We start from the raw sequence: 22,346 nt of genomic DNA on the forward strand, positions 1-22,346 counted from the left end.
GTGAACTTTGACCGTGGTCGTCTTACTGGGCAAGTCCAAGGGGTTTTTAGTGGGAATCTAGGTATTCCTATTTTGTTATTGTCGCTTTTGGCGATGATGATTTTACCCATTCCTGCTTTTCTACTTGATGTGCTTTTCACCTTTAATATCGCGTTGGCGATTGTTGTTTTGCTGGTGGCGGTGTACTCCTTGCGTCCTTTGGATTTTGCGGTTTTTCCAACGGTTCTGCTTGTTTCAACACTGATGAGGTTAGCGTTAAATGTGGCTTCAACGCGTGTTGTTCTGTTGGATGGTCATGAGGGTGGCGATGCTGCGGGTAAGGTCATTCAAGCGTTTGGTGAAGTGGTCATTGGCGGCAATTACGTTGTGGGTTTTGTTGTTTTTGCCATCTTGATGATTATCAACTTTGCCGTGGTAACAAAAGGTGCGGGTCGTATCTCCGAAGTGAGTGCGCGCTTTACCTTAGATGCGATGCCTGGTAAACAGATGGCAATTGATGCAGATCTTAATGCCGGTATGATCGATGCTGAACAAGCAAAGCAACGACGTATGGAGATTGCCTCTGAGGCTGAATTTTACGGCTCTATGGACGGTGCCTCTAAATTCGTTAAAGGGGATGCTATTGCGGGTTTATTGATACTTGGCATTAACATCGTTGGCGGTTTGGCCATCGGTATGGCACAACATGGTCTTTCGTTTAGAGAGGCGGTTGAAATCTATTCATTGTTAACGATAGGTGATGGCTTGGTAGCGCAATTGCCATCTCTAATGTTGTCTACTGCGGCGGCCATCATGGTGACTCGTGTTAACGAGTCCGGTGATATGGGATCGCAAATTGTTCGTCAAATGTTTGGTTCGTCTAAGGCGCTTTACGTTGCTGCCGGAGTCATGACGATTATGGGGATTGTTCCTGGAATGCCTCATTTTTCTTTTCTATCTTTGGCGGCTTGTTTGGGCGGCTTAGCTTACTTTCTTGAATACAACAAAAAGAAAAAATCCAAGCAAGGACAAAAAAGTTCCAGCAAAACTTCTTCTGACAATCCTATGCCTGCCGAAGCAAAAGATTTGAGCTGGGATGACGTGGCCCCTGTAGATATGTTGGGGTTGGAAGTAGGATATCGTCTTATTCCTCTGGTGGACAAAACTCAAGGAGGTGAGTTGCTGGCGCGTATTAAAGGTGTGCGTCGTAAGCTTTCTCAAGATTTAGGCTTTTTGGTGCCAAGTGTGCACATCCGTGATAATTTGGATCTTATGCCAAACGCTTACCGTGTGACCCTGATGGGAGTGAGTCTGGCGGAAGCCGAAGTGCATCCAGATAAAGATTTGGCGATTGATCCTGGTCAGGTGTTTGGCAAGATTGATGGTATTGCTGGTAAGGACCCTTCTTTTGGATTAGATGCTGTCTGGATTGATCCTAAGAAGCGAGATCAGGCGCAAACCTATGGATACACTGTCGTGGATGTGAGCACAGTAGTCGCGACCCACATTAACCAAATTATGCACAAACACGCTTACGAGTTGATTGGTCATGATGAAGTTCAGCAATTGCTCAGTCTACTCAAGCAGTATAACCCTAAGTTGGCAGAAGAACTTGTGCCGAATACTGTACCGCTAAGCGTGCTGTTAAAAGTGTTGCAGAATTTGTTGATCGAAGGGGTTCCGCTTCGTGATATGCGCACCATTGCAGAAGCCATTATGGGGGTCCAGCCTAAAACGCAAGACCCTATGATACTGACAGCAGCTGTGCGGACGTCTTTATCAAGGTTGATTATTCAGACCTTGGCGGATGGGGTAGAAGAGATCCCAGTATTGACCTTAGAGCCTCAGCTGGAAAAGATGTTGATGCAGACGGTGCAGCAAAGCCAGCAATCTGGTATTAAAAATGAAGAAGCGCTTATTTTAGAACCAAAAATGGCCGAGCAGCTGCAGACCTCATTACGTCAGTCTGCTGAGCAGCAAGAAGCGATGGGGAATACGCCTATCTTGATCGTGTCTGCTCCTATACGGCCTATGTTGGCGCGTTTTATGCGTTATGGTATGGTCAATATGTCTGTTCTTTCCTACCAAGAAGTGCCAGATCATAAACGTATCACCGTAGTTGGGGTGATTGGTCAATAAAAACTGGCTATTGACCTTATACATTGTGTCTATATTTATTTGGATCTTTCGGGTAAGCTATGGATTTGTAAGAAAAATACACTGGAAGGATTAAGTTATTCATGCAAATTAGGCGGTTTCGAGCACCTGACATGCGGCAAGCGATACGGAAGGTTCGCGATGCTGTTGGCCCTGATGCGGTCATTTTGTCAAACCAGCGTCTGCCTACTGGCGAAATAGAAATTGTCGCCGCTTTGGATTATGACGGCTCTTTGCCTTCGAGCATGACCTCGAAGCGCCCTGCCGCGCCTCGTTCCGATAAATACACTGCCCCGAGTGCTGACTACTTAGAGCGTATAGAAAAAGCAAAATCACAGACTCCGCCAGCAGAAAATGCACCTCCTCAAGCGATTAAGCGTCCAGTAACACAGTTTGAAATGCCACCTTTGTCGAATGACAAAGAGGATCCTGTTCTAGAAGAAAACTTGTCTATACGTAATAACGATAGCGCCAAACAGCTGCGTGACATGGAGTTGGAGTTAAAAAATGTACGAGCGATGCTCGAGCAGCGCCAGCAAGCTGAGAGTCGAGCGGAACCAAAAGAAAATATCATCGAATCACGAGCACGTGAAAAACTAAAAGGTTTGGGTTTATCGGAATTTGTTGTCTCACGTTTAATCGATGATATCGATTTAAAAGGCCGAGAAGATGATTGGAATCGTTTGCTTGCGCATTTAGCTGACTATATCCCTGTTCGTTCTAGTTCTTCAGAGCTTAAAGGGTGTATTGCTTTTATGGGGCCTACCGGTGTCGGGAAAACGACATCCATTGGTAAAATTGCGGCTCAACACGTTTTGAAGCATGGTTCTGATGGCGTGGTGTTGATTACCACTGATTCCTATCGAATTGCGGCTCACGAGCAGTTAAGAACGTTTGGCCGTATTTTAAATGTTCCAGTAGAAGTGGTGAATGAATATTCAGATTTAAATGAAGTATTGGCAAAATACGCTCATTACTCTTTAGTGTTGGTTGATACTGCGGGTATGAATCCGAGAGATTCAAATCTCGAAAGGCAGTTGCTCATGATGAAGCGCGCGAGAGCCAGTTTGAAAAAACTCTTGGTGTTGCCTTGCACAAGTCAAAGACAAGTATTGAAGACAGTGGTTGATGTTTACTCACAAATTCAGTTAGATGGCTGTGTTTTAAGCAAGTTAGATGAATCTGCTTCACTTGGTGAGGCGATTAGTGTAGTTATTGAGGAAGGTCTGCCGGTTGTGTATATAGCGGACGGCCAAAGAATTCCAGACGATATTGAGCCAGCTAGAGCACATAACTTGATTAGTAGAGCCGTTTATACTGCGGAGCATTACAGTCAGCTTTATGGGTCACTAAAGTATGGTAGTTAGTAAAATTTTGTTATTACTGAAAGCGTTGCGCCAAACTATGTAGTACAGTTAGTTAGCGCAACTAACTTAAATGGTAAAGGTTGCTTAGACTATTTTTATGCAGACCAAAAATGGATATGACACATACTCTAAAAAAGCGACACTTTCGATTGATGCGATTGTCGAGCAGTATGGGTATTTGGTAAAAAAAATTGCTTATCATTTATTGGCGCGTCTACCTGATAGCGTCGATATTGACGATTTAATTCAAGCTGGCATGATGGGGCTAATTGAAGCGTATAAGCGTTTTGAGTCAACCAAAGGTGCGAGCTTTGAGACCTACGCCGGCATACGAATTCGTGGCTCTATTATGGATGAGGTGCGAAAAAGTGATTGGGCGCCTCGGTCTGTTCGGCGAAATGGTCGCGCAGTGGCGCACGCAATTAAAGAGTTAGAGGCAAAGCTTGGCCGTGAAGTATCTGATATGGAAGTATCAGCTCACATGGATATAAGCATTGAGGAATATCACGAAATGATTCAATCCTCTATGTCGACGCAGTTGTTTAGCTATGAAGAAATGCTAGACTCTGATACAAGTAATTTAGATAGTGTGGAACCGGAAGTAGAAAACGCGCCTTATTCACTAGTGGAAGAGGGTGGCTTTCAAAATCAATTGGCACAAGAAATTGATAATTTACCGGAAAGAGAAAAGTTGGTTTTGTCTCTTTATTATAATGAAGAACTTAACTTGAAAGAAATTGGTGCTGTTTTAGGTGTCAGTGAATCAAGAGTGAGTCAAATTCATAGCCAAGCGGCAATGAGATTGAGAGCTCGGTTAAGTGATTGGCGAGATTAATTATGAGTTGTGAAATATTACCTTTGGGGTGTGGAGGTTGCATTGGATAAAAACATGAAGATCCTGATTGTTGATGACTTCTCGACAATGAGACGAATCATTAAAAACTTACTGCGGGATTTAGGGTTTACCAATACAGTCGAAGCAGATGATGGAACGACAGCCTTGCCTATACTTCAAGGTGGGACAATTGACTTTCTTGTGACTGATTGGAATATGCCCGGTATGACAGGAATTGAATTGCTTCGTGCAGTTCGAGCTGATGAGAAACTGAAAAGCATTCCTGTTCTTATGGTAACGGCAGAAGCAAAGCGTGATCAGATTATTGCTGCAGCTCAGGCTGGGGTAAATGGTTACGTTGTTAAACCGTTTACTGCAGTGGCTCTCAAAGAAAAAATTGAGAAGATATTCGAACGCATAGACGCTGCTAAATAGGGAATTTAGATGTCAAATGTATTGGGATCTGGACTAGTGGAATTTGAAAACCTAGTAAAAGACGGTGCGGTAGAGCTTTTGAACCACATTGAGGTTGGCGACTTCAGTGGGGCGATTAAAATAATCCAAGAGTTGAGCGAGGCTCGTCATAACAGCTTTTACAACGAAGTGGGTTGTTTAACTCGAAGTTTGCATGACGCTATTCGTGATTTTCAAATCGATTCAATGGATCTGGTTGTTGGTGAGGGGCAAGACTCTGCTACAAAAATCACCGACGCATCAGATCGATTAAATTATGTTATTGAAACGACTAGTGCAGCTGCTAATAAAACCATGGATATGGTAGACAGTAGTGTTCCTGTGGCCAGTGAACTACAGAATCAGGCCAGGGTATTGCGAAAAGACTGGAGTCGGCTAATTCAGCGTGATTTAACACCACAAGAGTTTAGAGACTTGTACAAGCGTATTGATGTGTTTTTGTCCTACGCTGATGAAAGTGCTACCACCTTGCATTCAAACCTCAACACAATTCTTCTAGAGCAAGGTTATCAAGACCTAACGGGTCAAGTTATCGCTAGAGTGAATGATTTAATTCGGGATGTAGAAGACAAACTTGTGCATCTCGTTGCTGTTGCTGGACGCGTTGATAGTATCTCCGGAATTGAACACAAAGAGAAAAAGTCTGATCACGATGACACTCGTGGCCATGGCCCAGCTATTAATAAACAAAACAACCCTGAAGTACTGAATAGTCAAGACGAAGTAGACGACTTGCTATCAAGTCTTGGTTTCTAGAAGGAGCTGAGGATGAGTTTCGAGGTCGATGAAGAGATTCTACAAGATTTTTTGGTAGAAGCTGGTGAAATTCTAGAACAGCTTTCCGAACAGTTAGTAGATTTAGAGCAAAACCCTAATGACAAACAGCTGCTAAATGCGATTTTTCGCGGCTTTCACACCGTAAAAGGCGGTGCGGGTTTTCTACAATTAACGGCATTGGTTGATTGTTGTCATTACGCTGAAAACGTTTTTGATATTTTAAGAAACGGTCAGCGTAAAATAGATTCTGATTTAATGGATATCGTTTTGCAGGCGCTTGATGCTGTAAACGAAATGTTTGACGCAGTGCGTGCTGGTGCTGAGCCAGAACGTGCTTCTCCTGAATTGATTGCCGCATTGAGCGTGTATGCAAAACCGCCTACTGCGGAAGAGCTTGCTGGAGAAGAGGAAGCTGAGGAAGCAGACGAAGTCGAAGATATTGCTGAAGAGCAAGATGATGTCGAAGAGGATGATGAAATTACGTCGTCCAGTTCTGATGAATCAGTGGATATTTCTGATGATGAGTTTGAATCATTGTTGGATGCGCTTGGTGATACCTCATCTGAAGATGTTGCAGATAAAAGTGAGGCAGCACCCAAAAGTGATGATGAAATTACAGAAGACGAATTTGATGCTTTATTAAATCAGCTTCATGGAAGTGGTGCGCCTGGCATAAATGATAGCCAAGATAAAAAAGCACAGTCGGATACTCCTTCAGATGAGATAACGGAAGATGAGTTCGAGGAGTTGCTCGATAAACTTCATGGTGAAGGTGGCTCTTCTACTAAAAAGACGACGAGTACTGATAAAGCAGAGAAACCGAAATCCACGACAGATAAATCTGTTAAGGACGAATCGGCTGGTGCTGAGTCAGACTTGATTACGGAAGATGAGTTTGAATCCCTTTTAGACAGTCTACAAAGTAAAGATAAGGCGACAAAATCTGCCTCATCTGCACCCAAGGCTGAGCCAAAAGCAGAACCAGCGCCTAAGCCGAAAGCGAAAGTTGAGCCTAAGCCAGCAGCTAAAGCTGAACCTAAAATGTCTGATCCACATGATTCAGAAATGGATGGTGTAAAAGAGAAAACGGCTAATTCCCCCGTTACTCAAGAAGCCACCGTTCGTGTTGATACGAAGCGTCTAGATGACATAATGAACATGGTGGGTGAATTGGTTTTGGTGCGCAATCGACTTGTTCGATTAGGGCTTCAAAGCGAAGATGAATCCATGGGGAAAGCCGTTGCTAACTTAGACGTAGTGACAGGTGATTTGCAAAATGCGGTAATGAAAACCCGTATGCAACCGATCAAAAAAGTATTTGGTCGATTCCCTCGCGTGGTTCGAGATCTTGCTCGCAATATGAAGAAAGAGGTTAACCTTGTTCTTCGTGGTGAGGAAACCGATCTAGATAAAAACTTAGTTGAGGCCTTAGCCGATCCTTTGGTTCACTTGGTGCGAAACTCAGTAGATCATGGTGTTGAAGCGCCTGATGTACGGGAAGCAAGTGGCAAACCTAGGATGGGTACGGTTATATTATCTGCTGAACAAGAGGGTGATCATATCTTGTTGTCCATCGAGGATGATGGCGCGGGTATGGATCCGAGCTTATTACGTAGAAAAGCAGTTGAAAAAGGTTTAATGGACGCTGATGCTGCAGACAGGTTGTCTGACGAAGAAGCGTTTAATTTGATCTTTGCCCCCGGTTTTTCGACAAAAGTAGAAATAACCGATGTGTCCGGGCGTGGTGTTGGGATGGATGTGGTGAAAACCAAAATCTCCCAGTTAAATGGAACGTTAGACATCAAGTCCGTACTTGGGCAAGGGTCTCGTTTCATTATCAAAGTGCCTTTGACATTGGCGATTATGCCTACCTTGATGGTGACTTTGTCTGATCAGGCGTTTGCGTTTCCATTGGTTAGTGTGAACGAAATTTTTCACCTTAACTTGAAAAAAACCAATGTCGTTGATGGTCAGCAAGTGGTTGTTATTAGGGGTAAAACGCTCCCTATTTTCCATCTTAAGAGTTGGTTGATTAAAGGAAGTAGTCGAGATAATTTACCTTCCGAAGCTCACGTCGTTGTTGTTCAGGTTGGCATGAGTGAAGTCGGATTTGTTGTTGATCAATTAGTTGGCCAAGAAGAAGTTGTTATAAAGCCATTAGGAAAAATGTTGCAAGGTACTGCTGGTATGGCAGGCGCAACGATTACCGGTGATGGTCGTATTGCATTGATTCTGGATGTCCCTAGTATGCTGAAGTGTTATGCGTCTAGGTAGTAGCTTTTTCATTTAGGGGATGTGATATGCCTGTTAAGGTGCTGGTTGTTGATGATTCTGGTTTCTTTCGACGTCGTTTAGTTGAGATATTCGAAGCGGATCCCAGATTAACCGTTGTCGGTACTGCAAATAATGGAAGAGAGGCGATAGATAAAGTGCAATCTTTATCGCCTGATGTGGTTACAATGGATTATGAGATGCCTGTCCTAGACGGCATCGCAGCCGTAGCCAACATAATGAAACTCAAACCGACACCGGTGTTGATGTTTTCCTCGCTGACTCATGAGGGTGCCAAAGTAACTTTGGACGCTCTTGAGGCCGGTGCGGTGGATTTCATGCCAAAGAATTTCGAAGATATTTCACGCGATTCTGCGGTGGTTAAGCGAGCTTTGGTTGAGCGAGTATTGCTGGTTGCAAGAACGCGTTTTTCTGGTAACCGAGGCCCTATTGCGGCTTTGGCACCAAGAGAAGCACCTAAACCAATTGTGACAGATCGTGGTGTTATCATTCCACGCGTTAGAAAGCGAGTGAGTCTTGTTGCTATTGGTACGTCCACTGGTGGCCCTATGGCGCTTCAGGCTGTATTGACTAAGCTTCCCAAGGATTTTGCTGCACCATTGGTTTTGGTTCAGCATATGCCGGCGGCTTTTACAGGGGCATTTGCAGAGCGATTGAATAATATCTGCCAAATTACTGTGAAAGAAGCGCAAGATGGTGATCGTCTGCAGCCTGGCGTTGCTTTGCTCGCGCCTGGTGGTAAACAGATGATGATCGACCCTCGTAATGGTGGTTGTGTTCGCATCCTAGATGGTGATGAGCGGCTCAATTATAAGCCTTCGGTCGATGTTACCTTCGGCTCTGCCTCCAAATGTTACCCAGGTAAAGTTTTATCTGTGGTCATGACAGGGATGGGCGTTGATGGTCGTGAAGGGGCTCGTATGCTGAAAAATTCTGGCTCAAGGGTATGGATTCAAAGCGAAGAGTCATGTGTTATCTACGGCATGCCTATGGCCGTAGAGAAAGCCAATCTGGCGGACGAAATTATTGACTTAGATCACATCGGTGAACGTATTGCTCGTGAGGTCAGTTAGTGGATTTTGTTACCTTAGCTGGTCTTCTCATTGCATTCAGTTCTGTATTTCTAGCTAATTGGTTAGGAGGAGGGGAAGTCGTTCTCCTCCTTAACCTTCCTTCTGCCATCATTGTGATTGTGGGTAGTATCGGGGCATCATTAATTCAAAGCAGTATTCAAGAAGCCACTCGAGCTCTTGTCTTGATTAAATGGAGTCTTTTCCCGCCCGTTTATGATTTTAATTCAGCCAGAGCCACATTAAATAATCTTGCCCACAAAGCCAGAAGATTGTCATTATTGGCTCTAGAGTCGGATATAGAGGCGATGGGAAATCGTTTCTCATCACGAGCTTTGCAGATGGCCATCGATGGAACAGATCCCGAACTTTTAGCCGATCGGCTACACGATGATGCGGTGCGTATTTACGATAAACGCATGAAAAGTGTCTCTTTTATAGAGTCAATTGGTGGTTATGCGCCTACTTTAGGGATTATGGGGTCAGTTTTAGGTCTGATTCAAGCCATGGCGAATTTGGACAGTCCAGAGGCTTTAGGGCATGGTATTGCGGTGGCGTTTGTGTCGACTCTTTATGGTCAAGGGTTTGCAAACTTGGTGATTTTTCCGATCGCAAAAAAATTGACCGGTTACATCGAGAAAGAGCTGTTATATCACCAACTGTTAATCGACGGTATTTGTGGCATTGCAACGGGTAAGCATCCGTATCGATTAGAACTTGAGCTTAATACCTATGAGTGATACTCCAACTCGACCAGCCAAGCGGCGCCGGATGGTGGTTAAATCGGCTAATTCTGGTGCTCAGGGGCGAGATCGTTGGATATTGTCATATGCCGATTTTATTACTTTGTTGTTTGCCTTTTTTGTTGCGTTATACTCTATTTCGCTGAAAAATTCAGGGGACGAACAGCGTTTAAAAGAAACGCTTCAAGGTGTTTTTGATGCTGTTCAGAAGTCGGTAAAGCCTATTAATATTGGTGAGCCCATTATCGGTGAACCAAAAGATGTGGAAGTGATTGAGGCGAAGCCGATCCCATCCGCACCGCCAACGATTGAAGAAAATACCTCATCGGCTGTTTATGCTTTACTCAGTCAAGTGGTTGAAAACCAATTTTCAGGTTTGCATACATCCGGTCAAATATCTGTCACTGAATCCGCGGATTGGGTTAGCTTAGAGTTGAAGTCTGGTTTGTTGTTTGGTCAAGGGGAATATGACTTAACGAATGAAGCCGTTGCTTTGCTCATATTGGTGGCTAACATACTGAAAGCACACCCATCAGTTATATTGGTGGAAGGCAACACGGATGATTTGCCGGTAAATTCAAGACGTTTGGTTTCTAATTGGCATTTGTCTAGCTTGCGTTCCTCTTCTGTGGTGGAGGAGTTAGTTTACAGAGGGGTCGATCCTAAAATGATCGCGCCAATTGGTTTTTCAAGTGAGCATCCTAAGGTAAGAAATACCAATGATTTTGCTCGTCAACAAAATCGTCGAGTCATTTTGCGAATTAGTAAACGTGAAGCGGATAATCTATATGATTACTTGTTTCAATAGCGTGTTACTGTATATGATTGCAAGGAATTAGTAAGCAAAATAATCGCATAGGGTATCAGGGGAGTCAGAGTGCACATTTGGGCAGTGGCGAATCAAAAGGGCGGCGTCGGAAAAACGACCACAGTAGTTTCCTTGGCAGGGTTGTTGGCCGACGCAGGTCATCGAGTGTTGATGATTGATCTAGATCCTCACGGGTCGTTGACGAGCTATTTTCGTTTTGATCCAGATTCTATTGAGAAGAGTGCCTATAATCTTTTTCAAGCCCCTAACAAGGTGCCAGCAGATTTACCTGCTTCATTAATCTTAGAAACAGGTCACCCAAATTTATCCTTATTACCCGCGTCTACCGCTTTAGCAACACTAGAGCGTCATGCACAAGCACAAGGTGGAATGGGGTTAGTTATTTCAAAAACGCTAGCGATTTTGTGGGATGACTATGATTATGTGTTAATTGATAGCCCGCCAGTGCTTGGGGTGTTAATGATTAATGCGTTAGCCGCTTGTCAACAACTGGTTATACCAGTACAGACTGAATTTTTGGCCATTAAAGGATTAGAGAGAATGGTCAGAACGCTCACAATGATAAACCGTGCACGAAAAAGGCCGGTACCATTTTTGATTGTTCCCACTTTGTTTGATCGACGCACACAGGCATCGAATAAAAGCCTTCGCAGTTTAAAAGACACTTATGAAGAGTTGGTGTGGCATTCTGTTATTCCCGTTGACACCAAGTTAAGGGATGCGAGTACAGCGGGCATAGCCCCTTCTGCGTTGGATCCAAATGCACGAGGAATTAAGGCTTATGCAAGTCTAATGGATTCCTTGCTGAAGCCAGCGAGATAGTAACGGTTTATGAAAGAGACAAAAAATAAAGAACAGGTTCTGATTGGGCCACAAATAGCAGTACAGCGTTACCTTGACGATTTATTGCAAGAGGCCACAACTGAACAAGAAGATGATCAAGAAATGCTTGAGGATCGTGATGTTGTGACAGATTCTGAAAAATCAGAAGAGTCAGAAGAGTCAGAAGAGTCAGAAGAGTCAGAAGAGTCAGAAGAGTCAGAAAAGGTAAATGCTTCCGATTTTGGGTTGAGTGAAGATGAGCTTTCGTCTTTAGATGCCTCGTTTAAAGATTTTGAAGCCGCCATATCGTCACAAATGAATGGTTTGTCAAATACAGTAGAAAAAACGAATATTGTTCAGCCAGAGCCAGAGCCAGAGCCAGAGCCAGAGCCAGAGCCAGAGCCAGAGCCAGAGCCAGAGCCAGAGCCAGAGCCAGAGCCAGAGCCAGAGCCAGAGCCAGAGCCAGAGCCAGAGCCAGAGCCAGAGCCAGAGCCAGAGCCAGAGCCAGAGCCAGAGCCAGAGCCAGAGCCAGAGCCAGAGCCAGAGCCAGAGCCAGAGCCAGAGCCAGAGCCAGAGCCAGAGCCAGAGCCAGAGCCAGAGCCAGAGCCAGAGCCAGAGCCAGAGCCAGAGCCAGAGCCAGAGCCAGAGCCAGAGCCAGAGCCAGAGCCAGAGCCAGAGCCAGAGCCAGAGCCAGAGCCAGAGCCAGAGCCAGAGCCAGAGCCAGAGCCAGAGCCAGAGCCAGAGCCAGAGCCAGAGCCAGAGCCAGAGCCAGAGCCAGAGCCAGAGCCAGAGCCAGAGCCAGAGCCAGAGCCAGAGCCAGAGCCAGAGCCAGAGCCAGAGCCAGAGCCAGAGCCAGAGCCAGAGCCAGAGCCAGAGCCAGAGCCAGAGCCAGAGCCAGAGCCAGAGCCAGAGAAGAAAATTTCAAAAACAGATCCTTTGCCTTGGGCGACAGGCAGATTTGAATGCTTACTTTTTTATGTCGGTGGGCTGAAAATGGCTGTCCCCCTCGTTGAATTAGGTGGTATTTTTCAAAGTAATAAGGATAAATTAACCTCTATCTTTGGACAGCCTAGTTGGTTCATGGGTGTAGCAAATGTTGGTGAATTTAACCTGAGAACGGTCGATACTGCGCTATGGGTAATGCCCAATCATTATCAAGGCGAAATGAAAGAAAACTTTAAATTTGTGATACAGCTTGATCGTTCTAATTGGGGCGTAGCTTGTGAGCGTGTCGCAGAAGCAATCACATTAGAGCCATCACAGGTCAAGTGGCGAAGTGATCGAAGTAAACGGCCTTGGTTGGCAGGTACGGTAATTGATCATATGTGTGCCATACTTGATGTACAGGGTTTTATAGAGCTGTTAGATGACCCGAATAATGGGTTTAAAAGAACAGGCAAATAATTTTGTTGATCATTTTTTGATCTTTGGAGAAGAGTAATGGCGACTAGCATAGCGTTAAAAAGCGGAAATCACACAGATGACCCTATGTTGCAATGGGTAACATTTCGCCTAGAGCATGAGATCTACGGCGTGAATGTCATGCAAGTAAAAGAGGTGCTGCGCTATTCTGAGATTGCTCCAGTACCAGGTGCGCCGAGCTTTGTGCTGGGGATTATTCATCTACGTGGCACTGTTGTCACGGTTATCGACACCTGTCAGCGATTTGGCCTGCCTTCTGGTGAGATTACAGATGCAACGCGTATTATGATCCTTGAGGTAGAAGGACATGTGATTGGTATTTTGGTGGACGCAGTTTCTGAAGTTGTGTATCTACGTCAGTCTGAAATTGAGCCTTCTCCAAGTGTTGGCAATGACGAATCTTCTAAGTTTATTCAAGGAGTGTGTCATAAGAACGATATTTTATTAATTCTAGTAGATCTTGATAAACTTCTATCGGAAGATGAATGGTCTGAAGTTGGAACAATGTAAGTATTAAGGTAGTTGTACTAGATGGAATCTCAGTGGTTATTTAACCTTCTCCTAACCTTACAGTTTGTAATATTGATCGCTGTTGTCGTTTGGGCTTTTCGACTGTCAAAACGTTTGGAGAAGATGAAGCAAGAGCGTGCCGAAGTGGAGCTGAATCAAAAGAAGCAGGTTCAAGTGCTTGCTTCTGGATCAATAGGCATGGGACGCCGCTTAGTGGCTATTGAGAAAAAATTAAATCTAGCGGTGGAAAAGCAGTCTGAAATTTTGTCAAAAGAAGGTGGCGTTTCTTATAACCGCGCCATGGAGCTTTTAGAAATGGGGGCAACCATTGACGATTTGGTTTCTAAATGTGGTCTTATTCGAGCAGAGGCTGAGCTGATCAGCCTATTGAAGCAAGAGTCACGAAGAAACTCGGATTACCATTGATGGTCTCTGATTTTGTGGGCAAAGGCGATAACCTCTGCCACGGCTAAATATAAAGACTCGGGTATTTCTTCGCCTAATTCCAAAGTGCTGAGCAATTCGACAAGCTCAGGACTTTGGTGAAGCATAACATCGTTTTCTTTGGCGACGGCCATGATTTTTTCCGCAAGCAAGCCATTCCCTTTTGCAACCACTTTAGGGGCTGCGCTAAAGTCATATTTTAAAGCGACGGCTTTTTGCATTACGTTCTCACATCTATTAATGATTGGGTGTTGCTTACGTTGGTTTTTTCTTTATCTAACTTTGCTTGAAACGCGTCTAATCGTTCGACTTCAATGTTTTTATCTGTCAGTTGTTGCTTTAACATGGGGATGTTTTGACGCAATATTTGTACGGTCTCTGGGTCTTCGGCCGCAAAGAGTATTCCAACCTTGTTCGCTTGAATGCTGGCCCTTGCATCAAAACGTCCTGTCTCTTCAAAATCGAACTTTAATTTCACTAGCCAGCGTCTGTCCTGTTTTGCTTGTTCTTCTGTACTGGCATCTTTATCTATTTCTATCTGTACAAAGCTGGGGGTTAGACCATTTTTTATTGGCAGTTCTATGTGCAATGGATAGCTGGGAGTATTGATCTGATTCTGATCTGAAAAGTGACGTAATTGGCTGGTGGTTATTCGTTCAATAGCGCCGGCAATGTGTTCTGTTGGTATGCCAGCAAGGCGCAAAGGGGCTGAATTGTCTTGGGCGTCTTTTAGTCGTATAAGATTGAGTTTTAAATCAGCAGGTATCTGTATTTTGCTGTCATTCGCCAGCAAGGATTCTGAAAAAAGCCCGCTGCTTTGAATTGCCTGTTTCATGGCTTCGGGTGAGCCAGTCACTGTGCCCAAGGTTGGCATATGCTGCATCAACTGTTTAAGCGCTTGTTGTGTCTGCGGTGGTAGATTTGCGGACGATGAATCGTTGAGGTTATTCAGTTGTTTGACAAGTTGAGACATATCGCCAAAAGATAGCTGCTTCGGTAGGCTTTGCTTGAGCGCTTCTGTTTGGACGGTAGATGCTGTCGAACTGTTTTTTGCTGGCAACACCTGCATTTGGTTGTTGGCGTCGACCATGACTCGTACGACATCGCCTTTTTTTAATGGCATTTGGCTCAGAATTGGAAACTCTGTTTTACCATCTGAAACGGTTGCAAGTACTGGAGAGGTGGTAAGTGCGGTGTTTGCTGGTGAGCTTGTCTGTGAGATTGGTGTGGCTGTCTGAGCATTAGAGTAGGGCGTTTGAAAGGGCGTGGCCTGTGTAGGAACTCCGGTTTTCGCTGTGGCCGTTGGCGCCACGTCGGTTACGGTTAAGTTTACAACGCGAGAGGCCAGCATCAGGTTATCAGCTTGCCTAACTTGAGGTGCATTTTGATTGACGCCCGTTTTGTTGGATTGAGCCTCTATTGGTATGGTCAGTGACGCCTGTAGGGTACTGGTTTTATCTAATTTGGCATTCTGGATGGTGCTAATATCAATGGGAGTCCCTGTGTTCACAAGGGTGAAGGGCTGTTGTGCGCTGGTTGCATGCAACAGCTGGGCAGGTTTGCCTTGAAAGTTGAGTGACTCGCTGCCTTGAAATTTGATTACGCTGAGGTTTTCTATAAGCTTGATTTCACTGCTTAATTTGGCAATAGTGCCTGTGTTACCCACCATATTACTATTGTTGTTGGTCCCACTGCTCTGCTTGCTTGATGATGCATTAAGCATAGATTGGATATCAGAGATCATGTCGCCTGCCTGTTGATTTAGATAACCGATTGATTTGTGCTTTTAGAAACGCTTCTCATATAATGTTTCAACACTTTAGTATAGCTAAGCCGTATAGTTAAAACAGTCCAGCTAAACCATGTTAACCTTGACCTTTATATCGGCCGACTTGGAAATATCTTTTGCACTCTTTTGCTTCATTAACAGTATCAGATCTTTGGATTGAACGTGCAGAGAGAGACCTGTGTAAAGGGCTGTCTTTTAGCGTTCAATCCGGTGACGTTGTGCGTATTTTAGGGGAGAATGGCGCGGGTAAGAGTTCTTTATTAAAAGTGATTGTGGGAATTCTTTCGCCCCTACAAGGACAAATCGTGTATTCAGGCGAGGATGTTACGGTTGATCGGCGTTTTTTGCAGCAAGATGTCATCTATCTTGGTCATTCCTCTGGCATTAAGCCACAGCTAACAGTAATTGAAAATTTGCGTTGGTACTGTCCTGACGCATCGCCAAGTGCCTTACATGAGGTGTTGGAGAGTTTGGAGCTTATCGATCATATAGATGTACCAGTGAAAAAGCTCTCTGCAGGGCAAGCTCGTCGAGTTGCCTTGTCGCGATTATGGTTGGGTAAAAAAACACTTTGGCTGTTAGACGAACCCTTTGCTTCCTTAGATGTCAGAGGCGTTGAATTATTGGAGGCGTGTATTCGACAACATGCTTCAGTTGGGGGCTTGGTGCTATTAACGACCCATCAGGATTTACCGTCCCTTTCTACCCGTGATGTGGCGTTACTGTCATGACGTATTTCTCTTTTGTGAGAGCGGAATTTTTAGTTTTATGGCGTCGTAAACAAGATGTTTTAAATGCGCTGCTGTTTTTTGTCATTGTTGTTGTGCTGTTTCCAATAGGGATTGATTCTTCATCGGAATTCTTGACGCCAGCGGCGTCCGGTATTATCTGGTGTGCTACGGTATTGGCTGTTTTGATGGCGGTAGACAGTCTGTTTAAAGAGGATTATCGAGATGGATCTCTGGAGCAGCTGGTGGTTTGTGGGCTTTCTTTGCCATTGTTGATTTTATTAAAGGTCATCGCACAATGGCTTGCCGTTATCTTGCCTTTGCTCGTTATAATGCCGTTGCTGGGTGAAATGCTGTATTTGTCGAGTGCCAGTTTATGGGCGCTAATGGTTACCTTGTTGGTTGGCTCGCCAAGCTTATTTTTTATGGGTGTGATTGGGGCGGCGTTAACCGTATCGATAAAACAGGGTGCCATCTTGGTGATGTTGTTAATATTGCCGTTTTACTTACCAGTGATCATTTTTTCGACCTTGGCGGTCAAAGCCGCGCAAGCTGGTTTGCCTTATTCTGGTTTCTTGGCGATGCTGTTAGCGATGTCCTTGTTGTCTTTAGTCCTATCGCCTTTTATGACGGCGATTGCAGTCAAAGCGAGTGTAAATTGATGCGCTGGGTATGGTTTCATAAATTGGCTTCGCCAAAGTGGTTTTATTCTTGGTCTAACTTTTGGGCTTTACCCGTATTCTGTTTTGGCTGTTTGTGTCTTGCTATTGGCTTGGTATGGGGGTTGGCGTTTGCACCTGAGGATTACCAGCAAGGTAACAGTTTTCGCATTATTTATATTCACGTGCCTGTGGCAATGTTGGCGCAATCTTGTTATTTGGCGTTAGGGGTTGCAAGTTTTGTGTTCCTTGTCTGGCAGATGAAAATGGCGCCTATTTTTATTAAGGCGATGGCACCGATTGGTGCAGTAATGGCGCTGATCGCTCTAGTCTCTGGTGCCATCTGGGGAAAGCCTACCTGGGGAACCTGGTGGGTTTGGGACGCTAGGCTTACGTCTGTACTGGTGCTGTTTTTTCTTTATATGGGGATTATTGCTCTGCAGAGCGCTTTAGACGATCTGGTGTTAGCAAATAAAGCGGCTGCGGTGATCAGTGTTGTCGGATTGATTAACTTACCCATCATTAAATACTCCGTGGTGTTGTTAGAAACCCTACATCAAGGGCCAACCTTTACGCTCACCAAAAAGCCAGAGATGCCGCCAGAAATGTGGCTACCCTTGCTCTGTGCGGTGATTGGGTTATACAGCTTTGTGGCGGGTTTGGTTCTATGGCGAATGCAGTCTGAAATATTGATGCGTGAACATAGATCGAGTTGGGTGAAGCAAGAGGTAATGGAAAATGGCCTTTGACAGTTTGTCAGCGTTTTTGATGATGGGAAAGCATGGTGTGTATGTTTGGTCGGCTTATGGTTTTAGTGCTTTGGCATTAATTTGGCTGGTTTGGAATACTCTATCGACGCGTCAAAAGACACGTAACATTTTACGAAAACGCTTTGTAAGGAGCCAGACTCGCTAATGCATCCAGTGAGAAAAAAACGTCTACTCGTCATAACTGTCATTGTATTGATTCTGAGTGTGGTGGTTGGCTTGGTGATGTACGCCTTGCAGCAAAATATTAACTTATTCTTTTCTCCGTCCCAGATTGCTTCGGGAGAGGCGCCACGTCACGCCAACATTCGTGCGGGGGGGATGGTGGTTCAAGGCAGTGTAAAGCGCAATCTTGATACCTTGGCCGTCGCGTTTGATGTGACGGATTTCCAGCACAAGGTCACCATTGAATATCGTGGTATTTTGCCAGACTTGTTTCGCGAAGGTCAGGGGATTGTGGCGCAAGGAAAGCTCAATGAAAATGGTGTATTTGAAGCTACTGAAGTGTTGGCGAAACACGATGAAAAATACATGCCACCAGAAATATCAGAGGCATTGAAAAATGCCCAAAACTCGATGGGTGAGAGTAAAGAGCCCGCGCAATCTACTTATTAATTTAGGCTGTTTATGTTTCCTGAAATTGGTCAGTTTTCACTGATATTGTCGTTGTTTTTTGCCCTATCGTTGGCCTCGGTACCTTTGGTGGGTTACTGGAAGGGCAATCGGCTTTTGTTGGAAAGCGCTCGGCCACTGACGTTTATTATGTCGGTCTTGATATTGGTCAGTTTTATTACCTTGAGTCTGGCATTTTTGACGGATGACTTTTCGGTGTTGTATGTCAGCCAGAATTCAAATAGTCAGCTGCCTGTGTGGTATAAATTCAGTGCCTTGTGGGGCGGTCATGAAGGGTCTTTATTGCTTTGGGTACTGGTTTTGTCTGGTTGGTGCTCTGCGGTTGCCTTAAAAATAAGAGGTTTACCGGAAGACATCGGGCCTGTGGTGTTGTCTGTGTTAGGTATGGTCTGCGTCGGGTTTTTATCCTTCTTGCTTTTTACTTCTTCACCTTTTGCTCGTTTGTTACCAGATGTGCCTGCGGATGGCGGGGATCTGAATCCTTTGTTGCAAGATTTTGGTTTGATCGTGCATCCACCCGTTCTCTACATGGGGTATGTCGGATTCTCAGTGGCCTTTGCGTTTGCTGTGGCGGCGTTGATTACGGGGAATTTAAATGCGTCTTGGGCGCGTTGGGCAAGACCTTGGACAGCGGCGTCGTGGGCGTTTCTAACACTGGGGATTACATTAGGCAGCTGGTGGGCCTATTACGAATTAGGCTGGGGGGGCTGGTGGTTTTGGGACCCAGTGGAAAATGCGTCTTTTATGCCTTGGCTAGCGGGAACGGCCTTGTTGCATTCCCTTGCGGTAACGGAAAAGCGTGGTGTGTTTAAAAGCTGGACTGTCTTGCTGGCGATTTTTACTTTTAGTCTCTCCTTGCTTGGTGCATTTTTGGTTCGCTCTGGTGTGCTAACGTCGGTGCATTCTTTTGCCGCAGATCCTACACGAGGCATGTTTATTCTCGTTTTGCTCTTGGTGCTTGTTGGTGGGAGTTTGTTGCTGTATGCCATCCGAGCCTCAGAAGTGCGTTCCAAAGTATCTTTTGGTGCAACAGGGCGAGAGGCTTGGTTGCTGCTCAATAACATCGTATTAACGGTTCTGACATTAACGGTTTTATTAGGCACTCTATATCCTTTGATCTTCGATGCTTTAGGATTGGGGAAAATTTCTGTTGGTGCGCCGTATTTTAATAGTGTTTTTACGCCTATTGCGTTGTTGCTTATGGTGTTTATGGCGGTTGGCCCTCTTTCTAAATGGCATCATACGCCGATTAATGTGCTTTTTAAGGTATGTTCTGTTGCTGCCGCTGTTGCGGTTCTGTCGGCTGGTTGGGTGGTTTATTATTATGAATTTGGCTTTATCGCTTGGCTCAGCTTGGCTGTGGCATTTTGGGTAGTGGTGTTATCTTTTTCTGATTGGTTTAGTAAGGTTTCTGCCGGAACGAAAGGCATTATTCCCCGAGCCCGACAGTTACCAAGAAATTACTACGGTATGTTGTTGGCGCATCTTGGTATGGTGGTTAGCTTGGTGGGCATCGTTTTAGTCAGTGTTAACAGTCAGGAGTCCATGTTGCGACTATCGCCAGGTGATCGAGCCACCGTGGCAGGCTATGAGTTTCAATTTGATTCTATTGAGCAAGTAAAAGGACCCAATTATGTGGCGAGTAAAGGGCAATTTACCGCTTATCAGGCGGATAAAACGGTTGCTGTATTGCATCCTGAAAAGCGTTTTTTTACGACTCGCCAACAAGTTATGACCGAAGCCGCTTTGGATGCTGGGTTTACACGTGATTTATACGTTTCCTTAGGTGAACAGCTTGATGATTCTGCTTGGGGAGTGCGGATTTACGTGAAATCTTTTGTGCGCTGGATCTGGCTTGGCGGTTTGCTGATGATGGCTGGTGGATTACTTGCCGCACTCGATAAACGTTATCAAAGAAGGGCAGGAGTTTAGGTGTGCGAAAACTATTATTCTTTATTCCCTTAGTGTTTTTTTTGATACTTGGTGCGGTGTTTTATTCACAGCTTGGCAAAGATGTTCAGTATATGCCTTCTGCTTTGGTAGGAAAAAAAGTCCCCAATTTCACCTTGGTGTCTTTGGGCGATGATCAGTTGTATACCCACAAGGATTTACCAAAGACGTCTTACTTGATTAATTTTTGGGGAACTTGGTGTCCTGCCTGTCATGTTGAGCATCCTTTTTTGATGACGCTGGCTCAGTCTGGTGTGCCTATTATTGGTATCGATTACAAAGATCAGAAAGACTCAGCGGAACAATGGTTAGAGCAAAAGGGAAATCCTTATCAAATGGTTTTGATGGATGAAATGGGGAATTTTGGTGTTGATATGGGGGTCACAGGTGCCCCAGAAAGCTTTGTTGTGGACAGTTCTGGTGTGGTGGTTTATCGACATCAAGGTGTTATTAATGCTGAAAATTGGCCAGACATTCAAGGCTATATGAAATGATGTTCATCAAGGGGATTTTTCTAGTCTGTGGGATATGGCTATCCTTGTCTGCTGTGGCGCAAGAGCAGATGGCCTTTCGTTCAGAGTTGAACAAAACACGCTATCAAAATTTGGTCGAAGAGTTACGTTGCCCGAAATGTCAGAATCAAAACTTAGCTGACTCCAACTCTGGTATCGCGGTGGATCTTCGTGAACAGGTTCATCAGATGATCGAGCAAGGCAAGACAGATCAAGAAATCGTTGATTATATGGTCGCCCGTTATGGTGAGTTTGTGTTGTATCGACCACAGCATTCAACGGCAACATTTTTACTCTGGTATGGTCCATTTATTCTTCTAGGAATTGGGTTGGTCGCTTTTATTTTTGTGGTGAAGATAAGCCGTAAACGACGAGGGCGAGACGAATGATAGTCGCATATTTGGCAATGGTTGGTCTGATCGTATTGAGTCTTACCTATCTTTTTGGCTCGCTAACGCATCGTTTAGATAAGCATGCAGATAAAAAAGTGCGTCAAAATCCATCTGAGTTTTCTGAGATACGTCGCAAAGAGATAGCAGAAGAAGAGGACGCTGGGCGATTGACCTCGAGTGAATCGGTGCAGCTTTTAATCGATGTTGATAGTGAAACGAGTTCAACCGATGATCGACAAAAACGTATTTTTCATCTTGATGTCAATTTTGCCCGTTGGGTCATGCTTGGTGTGGCTGCTGTCACGGTACTTGGTAGTGTCAGTCTCTATCAATGGATGGGTTATGCAAAAGAAGTGGCTTTTACACAAGATTTGCAAATGCAGCAGCTGAGTCCGCAAAAAATCACGGATTTTTTGCGGTATCGCAGTGCGCGTTATGACAGAGCGGAAGATTGGTATTATTTAGCAACGGATTATATGCAAGCTGAACAATATTCTGCAGCGGTGGAAACGTTTGAAAAGGCATTAGAAAAATTGCCTAAAAATGCCGAGGGGCGAGTGGCTTTATTGGTCGAATACGCACAGGCGATTTTTTATGCGAATGCGAATCAAAGTTCACCAAAAATGCTGGCGGTTGTTAACGCTATTTTGCAACAAGATCCAACACAAGTGACCGCTTTGGATTTGAAGGGTGTGGCAGATTTTGCCCAACAAAACTATCTAGGGGCCATACTGGCATGGCAAGAAGCGATTCGTTACAGTGTTCATTCTAGGGAACGTTTAGCCTTGCTGTCGGCGATCAATAAGGCCAGAGAGTTAGGGCAAATTGATTACCAGCAGGTGGCTCCCATTATTACCGATCAATTGGCGGTAACGCTTGATTGGGAAGCGACCAATTACCGTTGGCAGAAAGACGATGTTTTACTGGTTTATGCTGTGATGGATGGGCAAAAAATGCCGTTGGCGATACAAAGGGTATTTCCAGAGGATTTGGAGCAGCCTATTTTGTTAACCAATTTGGATGCGATGATGCCAACGGCCACGCTGGCCAATGTTGAAAAGGTCGATTTGGTCGTGAAATTATCGAATATTAATGACAATGATCTGACAAAAGGTCGAATTATCGGTATAAAGCATAGTCTACTGATAAATAGTCGTGAGATTTTCGTAATCAAGGTGGCCTTGTAATTGAATCC

24 protein-coding genes are annotated in these 22,346 nt (G+C 44.7%); 22 read left to right on the forward strand and 2 right to left on the reverse strand.

What is annotated here, in order from left to right; genetic code table 11:
* The 13 genes from flhA (at position 1) to DKT73_RS14215 (ending at position 13,703) form a co-directional block, all read left to right on the forward strand.
* Positions 1-2,118 carry a flagellar biosynthesis protein FlhA gene (gene flhA, locus DKT73_RS14150; protein ID WP_111639207.1) on the forward strand — a complete coding sequence of 706 codons (2,118 nt, stop codon included), beginning with the start codon at positions 1-3 and terminating at the stop codon, positions 2,116-2,118.
* A gap of 101 nt (positions 2,119-2,219) precedes the next feature.
* Entirely contained in the window at positions 2,220-3,503 is a 1,284-nt protein-coding gene (gene flhF / locus DKT73_RS14155; protein WP_111639208.1) for a flagellar biosynthesis GTPase FlhF, read from the forward strand.
* Positions 3,504-3,600: 97 nt separating this feature from the next.
* Complete coding sequence (locus DKT73_RS14160; RefSeq protein WP_111639209.1) at positions 3,601-4,338, forward strand: RNA polymerase sigma factor FliA; 738 nt, start codon at positions 3,601-3,603, stop codon at positions 4,336-4,338.
* 54 nt (positions 4,339-4,392) lie between these two features.
* Entirely contained in the window at positions 4,393-4,773 is a 381-nt protein-coding gene (locus DKT73_RS14165; RefSeq protein WP_204355562.1) for a chemotaxis response regulator CheY, read from the forward strand.
* 9 nt (positions 4,774-4,782) lie between these two features.
* Positions 4,783-5,568, forward strand: a complete 786-nt coding sequence (locus DKT73_RS14170; RefSeq protein ID WP_111639210.1) for a protein phosphatase CheZ — start codon at positions 4,783-4,785, stop codon at positions 5,566-5,568.
* Positions 5,569-5,580: 12 nt separating this feature from the next.
* Complete coding sequence (locus tag DKT73_RS14175; protein ID WP_111639211.1) at positions 5,581-7,863, forward strand: chemotaxis protein CheA; 2,283 nt, start codon at positions 5,581-5,583, stop codon at positions 7,861-7,863.
* A gap of 26 nt (positions 7,864-7,889) precedes the next feature.
* Positions 7,890-8,954 (forward strand): protein-glutamate methylesterase/protein-glutamine glutaminase, encoded by a 1,065-nt coding sequence (locus tag DKT73_RS14180; RefSeq protein WP_111639212.1) that lies wholly within the window; start codon positions 7,890-7,892, stop codon positions 8,952-8,954.
* The gene (locus tag DKT73_RS14185) at positions 8,954-9,691 is read left to right on the forward strand and encodes a flagellar motor protein (RefSeq protein WP_111639213.1); all 738 of its coding nucleotides are present in this window, start codon (positions 8,954-8,956) and stop codon (positions 9,689-9,691) included. Before DKT73_RS14180 ends, DKT73_RS14185 begins: the two co-directional genes overlap by 1 nt.
* Positions 9,684-10,502 carry a flagellar motor protein MotB gene (locus tag DKT73_RS14190; protein WP_111639214.1) on the forward strand — a complete coding sequence of 273 codons (819 nt, stop codon included), beginning with the start codon at positions 9,684-9,686 and terminating at the stop codon, positions 10,500-10,502. Before DKT73_RS14185 ends, DKT73_RS14190 begins: the two co-directional genes overlap by 8 nt.
* A gap of 69 nt (positions 10,503-10,571) precedes the next feature.
* Positions 10,572-11,345, forward strand: a complete 774-nt coding sequence (locus DKT73_RS14195) for a ParA family protein (protein ID WP_111639215.1) — start codon at positions 10,572-10,574, stop codon at positions 11,343-11,345.
* 9 nt (positions 11,346-11,354) lie between these two features.
* Positions 11,355-12,749: a chemotaxis protein CheW gene (locus tag DKT73_RS20320; RefSeq protein WP_232827889.1), complete on the forward strand. Its 1,395-nt coding sequence runs from the start codon at positions 11,355-11,357 to the stop codon at positions 12,747-12,749.
* Between the two features lie 36 nt (positions 12,750-12,785).
* Complete coding sequence (locus DKT73_RS14210; RefSeq protein ID WP_111639216.1) at positions 12,786-13,277, forward strand: chemotaxis protein CheW; 492 nt, start codon at positions 12,786-12,788, stop codon at positions 13,275-13,277.
* A gap of 21 nt (positions 13,278-13,298) precedes the next feature.
* Positions 13,299-13,703, forward strand: coding sequence for a DUF2802 domain-containing protein (locus tag DKT73_RS14215; protein ID WP_111639217.1), 405 nt, complete (start codon positions 13,299-13,301; stop codon positions 13,701-13,703).
* On the opposite strand, the gene DKT73_RS14220 is transcribed toward DKT73_RS14215, so the two are convergent.
* Entirely contained in the window at positions 13,694-13,942 is a 249-nt protein-coding gene (locus tag DKT73_RS14220; RefSeq protein WP_111639218.1) for an EscU/YscU/HrcU family type III secretion system export apparatus switch protein, read from the reverse strand. The two genes, DKT73_RS14215 and DKT73_RS14220, sit on opposite strands and share 10 nt — an antisense overlap.
* Entirely contained in the window at positions 13,942-15,465 is a 1,524-nt protein-coding gene (gene fliK, locus DKT73_RS14225; protein ID WP_111639219.1) for a flagellar hook-length control protein FliK, read from the reverse strand. The genes DKT73_RS14220 and fliK overlap by 1 nt, the downstream gene beginning before the upstream one ends.
* 161 nt (positions 15,466-15,626) lie before the next feature.
* Here fliK and ccmA point away from each other — a divergent pair, with 161 nt between their 5' ends.
* Genes ccmA through DKT73_RS14270 form a run of 9 tightly spaced genes read left to right on the forward strand, consistent with a single transcriptional unit; the run spans position 15,627 to position 22,338 of the window.
* On the forward strand, positions 15,627-16,241 hold the full coding sequence (ccmA, locus tag DKT73_RS14230; protein WP_111639220.1) for a cytochrome c biogenesis heme-transporting ATPase CcmA: 615 nt from the start codon (positions 15,627-15,629) through the stop codon (positions 16,239-16,241).
* The gene (gene ccmB, locus DKT73_RS14235; RefSeq protein WP_111639221.1) at positions 16,238-16,900 is read left to right on the forward strand and encodes a heme exporter protein CcmB; all 663 of its coding nucleotides are present in this window, start codon (positions 16,238-16,240) and stop codon (positions 16,898-16,900) included. The genes ccmA and ccmB overlap by 4 nt, the downstream gene beginning before the upstream one ends.
* Positions 16,900-17,646: a heme ABC transporter permease gene (locus DKT73_RS14240; protein WP_111639222.1), complete on the forward strand. Its 747-nt coding sequence runs from the start codon at positions 16,900-16,902 to the stop codon at positions 17,644-17,646. Before ccmB ends, DKT73_RS14240 begins: the two co-directional genes overlap by 1 nt.
* A complete protein-coding gene (gene ccmD / locus DKT73_RS14245; RefSeq protein ID WP_111639223.1) occupies positions 17,636-17,812 on the forward strand; it encodes a heme exporter protein CcmD in 177 nt (58 codons plus the stop codon). Before DKT73_RS14240 ends, ccmD begins: the two co-directional genes overlap by 11 nt.
* Entirely contained in the window at positions 17,812-18,279 is a 468-nt protein-coding gene (ccmE, locus tag DKT73_RS14250; RefSeq protein ID WP_111639224.1) for a cytochrome c maturation protein CcmE, read from the forward strand. The genes ccmD and ccmE overlap by 1 nt, the downstream gene beginning before the upstream one ends.
* 12 nt (positions 18,280-18,291) lie before the next feature.
* Positions 18,292-20,229: a heme lyase CcmF/NrfE family subunit gene (locus tag DKT73_RS14255; RefSeq protein ID WP_111639225.1), complete on the forward strand. Its 1,938-nt coding sequence runs from the start codon at positions 18,292-18,294 to the stop codon at positions 20,227-20,229.
* 2 nt (positions 20,230-20,231) lie between these two features.
* Complete coding sequence (locus DKT73_RS14260) at positions 20,232-20,741, forward strand: DsbE family thiol:disulfide interchange protein (RefSeq protein WP_111639226.1); 510 nt, start codon at positions 20,232-20,234, stop codon at positions 20,739-20,741.
* Positions 20,738-21,148, forward strand: coding sequence for a cytochrome c-type biogenesis protein (locus DKT73_RS14265; RefSeq protein ID WP_111639227.1), 411 nt, complete (start codon positions 20,738-20,740; stop codon positions 21,146-21,148). The genes DKT73_RS14260 and DKT73_RS14265 overlap by 4 nt, the downstream gene beginning before the upstream one ends.
* On the forward strand, positions 21,145-22,338 hold the full coding sequence (locus DKT73_RS14270) for a tetratricopeptide repeat protein (RefSeq protein ID WP_232827890.1): 1,194 nt from the start codon (positions 21,145-21,147) through the stop codon (positions 22,336-22,338). Before DKT73_RS14265 ends, DKT73_RS14270 begins: the two co-directional genes overlap by 4 nt.
* Positions 22,339-22,346 lie beyond the last annotated feature (8 nt).

It is taken from the genome of Marinomonas shanghaiensis (assembly GCF_003259175.1).
GTDB classification, from domain to species: Bacteria; Pseudomonadota; Gammaproteobacteria; order Pseudomonadales; family Marinomonadaceae; genus Marinomonas; species Marinomonas shanghaiensis.